The organism is uncultured Cetobacterium sp. (assembly GCF_945952365.1).
GTDB lineage: Bacteria > Fusobacteriota > Fusobacteriia > Fusobacteriales > Fusobacteriaceae > Cetobacterium_A.
On record NZ_CAMFHX010000052.1, the window covers coordinates 1 to 6,336 of the forward strand.

The 6,336-nt window shown below is 28.9% G+C and carries 6 protein-coding genes; all 6 read right to left on the reverse strand.

Annotation, left to right across the window (positions count from 1 at the left end):
• Positions 1–164: 164 nt before the first annotated feature.
• A complete protein-coding gene (gene era, locus Q0O83_RS11605) occupies positions 165–1,058 on the reverse strand; it encodes a GTPase Era (protein WP_294097268.1) in 894 nt (297 codons plus the stop codon).
• Positions 1,059–1,060: 2 nt separating this feature from the next.
• Positions 1,061–1,852 carry a tyrosine-type recombinase/integrase gene (locus Q0O83_RS11610; RefSeq protein ID WP_294097270.1) on the reverse strand — a complete coding sequence of 264 codons (792 nt, stop codon included), beginning with the start codon at positions 1,850–1,852 and terminating at the stop codon, positions 1,061–1,063.
• Positions 1,852–3,513: a DNA repair protein RecN gene (gene recN / locus Q0O83_RS11615; protein WP_294097272.1), complete on the reverse strand. Its 1,662-nt coding sequence runs from the start codon at positions 3,511–3,513 to the stop codon at positions 1,852–1,854. Before recN ends, Q0O83_RS11610 begins: the two co-directional genes overlap by 1 nt.
• Positions 3,507–4,304: an NAD(+)/NADH kinase gene (locus Q0O83_RS11620; protein ID WP_294097274.1), complete on the reverse strand. Its 798-nt coding sequence runs from the start codon at positions 4,302–4,304 to the stop codon at positions 3,507–3,509. The genes recN and Q0O83_RS11620 overlap by 7 nt, the downstream gene beginning before the upstream one ends.
• Positions 4,305–4,315: 11 nt before the next feature.
• The gene (locus tag Q0O83_RS11625; RefSeq protein WP_294097276.1) at positions 4,316–5,329 is read right to left on the reverse strand and encodes a peptidoglycan DD-metalloendopeptidase family protein; all 1,014 of its coding nucleotides are present in this window, start codon (positions 5,327–5,329) and stop codon (positions 4,316–4,318) included.
• Between the two features lie 77 nt (positions 5,330–5,406).
• Positions 5,407–6,204, reverse strand: coding sequence for a permease-like cell division protein FtsX (locus Q0O83_RS11630; RefSeq protein ID WP_294097278.1), 798 nt, complete (start codon positions 6,202–6,204; stop codon positions 5,407–5,409).
• Positions 6,205–6,336: the final 132 nt, after the last annotated feature.

Consider the following 6,336-nt stretch of genomic DNA (forward strand, 5'->3'; position numbering starts at 1 on the left):
TCTATCCAACCCATTCCTTCTGTTAATAATAAATGCATTGTATTTTTTCCTCCATCTACAACTATTTTTTACCTATTTTCTATTATAACATAATTACCACATCAAAACAAAGTTATAAATTCATTGAAACAAAAAAGTGACTCTAAGAGCCACTTCTATTTTTCTTATCTTTCTTCTACGTATCCTAACTCTTTTAAGAATGGTTTTTTCTTTCTCCAGTCATCTTTTACTTTAACCCAAAGTTCTAAGTAAATTTGAACTCCTATAAGGTTTTCAATATCCTTTCTAGCATGAACTCCAATCTCTTTAAGCATACTTCCTTGCTTTCCAATTATAATACCTTTTTGAGAATCTCTTTCAACATAGATGTTTATATCGAATTTATCTTTTCCATTGTTTCTTCTTGTAACGTTTATTATTTCGATAGCTACAGAGTGAGGAATTTCATCTCTTGTTCTTTCTAATATTTTCTCTCTTACAACCTCAGTTATTACTCTATACATAGGCATATCTGTGTACATGTCATCTGGGTAATACTTCATTCCATCCTCTAAGAATGGATCAAGTGCATCTAATAATTTTGGAACTCCTATAGCGTATTGTCCTGCAATCTCTACTATAGCATCAAACTCTCCAAGTTTTTCTGCAATCTCAGCTCTTTTTAAGATTAACTCTTCATCGTTTATTTTATCTATTTTATTTACGATTAGCACTCTTGGAGTTTTTTTTGCTTCTTTAACTTTTTCTAAAACAAATAAATCTCCTGTACTTATCTCTTGAGAAGCATCTATAACCATAGCTATAACATCTACATCTCTCAGAACTCTTACAGCACTATTAGTCATATGTTCTCCCAATAGATGCTTTGGCTTATGTATTCCTGGAGTATCCACGAATATATATTGGTTATTGTTAAAGTTTAAAATTCCCTTTATCGTATCTCTAGTCGTTCCTGCCTTATCAGAAACAATAGCAACTTTTTCATTTACAAGTTTATTTATTAGTGTAGATTTTCCTACATTAGGTCTTCCTACAACAGCTATAAATCCAGCTTTCACTCTTAATCATCTCCTATTCCTATTTTGAAGTACTTTTCTTTTAAATCTAAAAGAAATTGCTCTTCGTTACTCTCATCATTATATTTTACCATAGTTTTCAAAGTATTTCTCAACATATTTGGAGTTATTTCTCTTTCAATACCACATTTTTTTCCAACAGAGATAAATCTCGCTCTAAATGCTTGTCTACTAAATCCTGGAAATACTAGATTACTCCTTACCGCTAAAAGTTTATCTCTCGTTTCTTTTACATATAACTCTAACTCTGCTGAGAGCTCTTCAGATATTTTTATTTTTTCTCCTTTATCCTCGTTAAAAATAAATGCGTATGAGAAAAGCTCTAAATCTGATAATCTAATTTTTAAAATATCATTTATAGATAGATTTGTTTCTACAAGTAGCTTTATTACTAAACGATCTCTAAGACCTTTCGAATCTTTATTACAACTATCTAATATATTATTAATCTCCCAGAACTCCAATATTTCTAACTCTTTTTCTGGAGCTTTCTCTATAACTATTCCATCCGTTGGGTTATCATCTATCATTCTCTTTTCTAAAAGATATTTATAAAAAGTTTTCAACGTACTTATCTTTCTTAAAATAGAGTTTGGTTGATAGTTATTTTTTAAATATTCAACGTATTTTAAAATCCCTTCTCTCGTTACATCTAATAAATCCTTACTTAAAAACTCTTGAAAATCTTTTATATCTCCACTGTATAAATCTAGTGTTTCTTTTTTTAATCCTTTTGAATCAAATTTATACTTTATAAAATCCTCTAATAATCTCATTATATATCACCCAACAGTTCTTTAGCATGTTCTATAACAGCTTCAGATATATTTTTTCCTGCTAACATTCTTGCAATCTCTTGAACTCTCTCGCTTTTATCTAACTCTTTTACTTTTGTAATCGTCTTATTATCTACCAAGACTTTTTCTATATAAAACTGCTGTGAAGCTTTCGCTGCTATAGCTGGTGAGTGAGTTATACTCATAACTTGAGTTGTTTCTCCTATCTCTTGAAGTTTATTTGCTATTTTTCTAACAGTCTCTCCTCCAACACCAGTATCTATCTCATCAAATATCAGAATTGGAATATTATCAACTTTTGAGAATATAACCTTTATAGCTAGCATTATTCTACTAACCTCTCCACCTGAAGCAACTTTCCACAGTGGCTTTAAACCTTGCCCTACATTTGTAGATATCATAAACTCAACTGAATCCACTCCATTTGAAGACATCGAAGTTGACTCTCCAAAATTAATCTTAAAATTAGCATCACCCATATTTAAACCTTTAAGTTCAGCTTGAAGATTATCCTCTATTATTTGGGCTTTTTCTTTTCTAATAGTAGTTAACTCTTTTGCTAAGGAGTAGTATCTAGTTTTTGCTTCGTCACGTTCTTTTTGTAATTTTTTAACTTGGAAGCTATTCTCATCAAGTAGTTGTAACTTCTCTTCAATTCCGTTTCTATACTCTATTATATCTGAGATTTGATCTCCGTACTTTGATTTTAAACGATTTATAGTATCTAATCTTGAAATAACTTTTTCTAATCTCATATCATCGGCTTCGATATCATCATTTAAATCTTTAATTGAATCCACACAGTCTTGCAAATCATAATAAACTTTCTCTAATCTTTCTAAATTCTCTTGAAACTCTTTTCCATATTTTGAAATTATTTCTAGATTTTTTCTACTATTATATATAATACTTAAAGCATTTTTTTCATTGTCTTTCAATAAATCTTCTGTCATCGATAGTTTCTCTTTTATTTTTCCAGCATGGAAAAGTTTCTTATACTCCTCTTCAAGCTTCTCATCCTCACCATCTTTTAAAGCAACCTTATCAATCTCTTGAAGTTGAAACTCATAGAACTCTTTTTTCTCTATAGTTTCTTTTTTATTTTTTTCAACATCTTGAATTCTTCTTTCTAAACTCGAATATTCGTTATATATGCTCTCTAGTTGTTTTTTTATTGAAACACCATCATCACCTAAAAATCTATCTAGCAATCTCAAGTGATTACTTCTATTTAAAAGCATTTGATGTGAATGCTGCCCAACTATATCTACTAAAGTTCCCATTATCTCTTTCAAACTAGACATTGGAACTCTTATATTATTTACAAAAGCTTTTCCTTTTCCATTTTTATCTATGTGCCTTCTAACAATAACCTCATTGTCCTCAGCTTCTATTCCAAGCTCTTTAAGTTCAGCTTCTTGCTCTTCATTTACAGCAAATACACCTTGAGCTAACAGATAATCCTGCCCATCTCTAACCATATCAGCACTAGCTTTTTCTCCTATTAGAAGATTAATTCCACTTAAAATTATCGACTTTCCAGCTCCTGTTTCACCAGTTAAAACGATTAAGCCGTTTTCAAATTCTAAGTCTACTTTTTCTATTATAGCTAAATTTTCAATTTTCAACTCTTTTAACATAGATTATCTCCCCATTTTAATTTATCTCTTAAGATTCCATAATAATCTCTTCCCTCTGGTAGTATAAGATTAATTTTTTTATGAGAGTAGTAAATTTCAATTTTTTCACCTTTTTCTATCTCTCTCTCATTTTCTCCATCTATTATTATACTACCTTTTTGCTCTGGATTTAAAGTTAAAATTAATCTCTCTTTTCCACTTATTATTATTGGTCTCGTTGCTAAGTTATGAGGAGCTAAAGGAGTCACCACCATCGCTTCAATTTGTGGCATTACTATTGGTCCCCCTGCAGATAATGAGTATGCTGTTGAGCCAGTTGGAGTTGCAACTATTATTCCATCAGCTTTATAGCTACAAATTTTTGTATTCTCCATACACATCTCTATATTTAAAATTTTTGAACTAGCCTTTTCTTTAGATATCACTACCTCATTTAAAGCATCAATTTTTTCACCTTTTAAAAAAACTTCTAAAAGTTGTCTACTTTCTATTTTAACTAAACCTTTTAAATAGTTATTAAACGTTGGCTGAAACTCCTCAGCTTTTATCTCTGTTAAAAAACCTAATGAACCTGCATTTACAGCAAAAATATCTATTCTTGAATTTTTTATTAATGTTTTAGACGCTCTCAGTAACGTTCCATCACCACCAATAATTACAGCAAAATCTGCATCCAATATTCTATCAATAGGAACTATCTCTATTTTTTTTATTTCAAAGAACTTTAAAAGTTCTTCATAAAGCTTTATAGCTTCAATTTTATCATCGTTGTAAATTATAGTTCCTTTCATCTATATCCTCCTTAAAATAGAGTTTCTGGATTTATTGGTTTTAAATTAAATCTAACCTCATAATAAAGGTTTGCTTTACTTTCCGTATTCAATCCTAAAACTCCAATATCTTGTCCTTTTTTTACCTGCTGATTCAATTTAACCCCAACAGCAATTAGATTTCCATAAACACCTATTGTGTTATAACCATAATCTACCATTACCACATTATTTAAACCTTGGAACTTATCTGCATAAATTACTTTACCATTAGATGAGGCCTTAACTTTTGCTCCCATTTTTCCTGCGATTTCAATTCCATTACTTATAACTTCCCCATTTTTTTTCTCTCTAAATTTTACAACTACATTTCCTGTAATTGGTTTTAAAAACTTCCCTAAATTTGCTACAGCTGTATCTAATTTTACAGTTTTTGCTGCAACACTTCTAGCTTTAATAATTCTTTCTATCTCTTTTTCTATATTTTTCTTTTGAACTTGTAACTTACTTATAGTATTTACATGAGAACTTTTCTCTTGATTTAATCTTGTTATAAGTCTATTTTTTTCTTGCTTTTTAGTTTCCCCAGATTTTCTATTAGAATCCAATCTTCTTTTTAAAACTGTAAGTTTTTGTCTATCCTTTTCAATATCTTTTTTTACTTCAGTTATAGAGGTTCTAACAGTTTTTATATGTTCCATACTTTCTAAATCACCATAAAGTAATCTTGAAAAACTTCTTTTTGCCATACTTCTTTCTTTTGTATCGCTTTCTAAGCTAGATTTTCTAGTTACTTCTATCATCTTTGCCTTAAATTCCGCTTTTCTTCTATCTAAAACTTTATTACTTACATCTAGGTTAAGTTCACCATACTGTATATTTCTATTTACAACCTTTATCTCTTCTTGGATTTTTTCAGCTTCTTTTTCAATATCTTTTATCTCGTTATTTATATTTTCAATTTGTTTTTCCACACTAATTTTTTCTGAGTTTATATTTTCAATACGAGTATTTTTCTGTTTTATTTCGCTCTCTATTTTTTTCATACGATTTTTTAAATTATCAACACTATCCGCAAAAATAAAATTTGAACAAATAAAAAAAATCATCAACGCTCTCATAACTAGACCTCATTCCTTTTCAGTCTAGCCGTTGATTTCCAAGCAAATATTATTACAACTAGTGTCGCTACTATTTCTAATACAACTATCTGTTTAAAGCTTTGTAAAATTAAAGTCGAAAGAATTTGTTGATATCTTTCTCTTAAAATTATATAAATATTAAAAAATATTAATCCACCAACAACTGCACTTCCTAAAAATGGAATTAGATTTTTATTTCTAGCTACAAAAAAATTCTTTTTATTTTGAGGATTTTTTATTGCATATAACATATAATCTCTAATAACAACACCTCTTAATATTGTAGTTATTTGATAACACATCCCCACTGAAAGAAGTATACATAAAAATAACGAGATATTAACTGCACTAACTTTTCTTTGTGTTGATTGTAAAAATTGATTATCTATATATATCTCTCTTACCATAGGATTTACATCAAGTAACTCCTGAATAGCATGAAGGTTTTTTTCATCTTTAAAGTATATTATTATTGAATTTGGCAACGGATTTTCACTTTTAGGTATAACTATCTCCAATTCTTTTTGTAAATTTCTAAACGCTTCCTCTTTTGATAAAAATTTTATCCCTTTAACATTTTCATTTTCCAAAAGAAATTTTTCAAACTCTTGTACTTTCTCTTTTACCCCATCATTTTGTAATTCTACAGTCATAAAATAATTATTTTTTAATATTTTCCCAATAAAATAGCTATTAGAAGACAATGAAATAAATATATTAAATATCATAAAACTTAATGCTAAAGCTATAAATGTTCTGTTTCCTTTTCTATTTTCCATCTCTTCTCCCTAATTAAAATATAGAGGCCAGTTTAACTCGCCTCTATACTATATATTTTCTATAAGTTTTCTTTTACTACTGATACTAACTTGTCTGCTGTTAACTCATACTTTTCTAATAGCTCTTCAGCT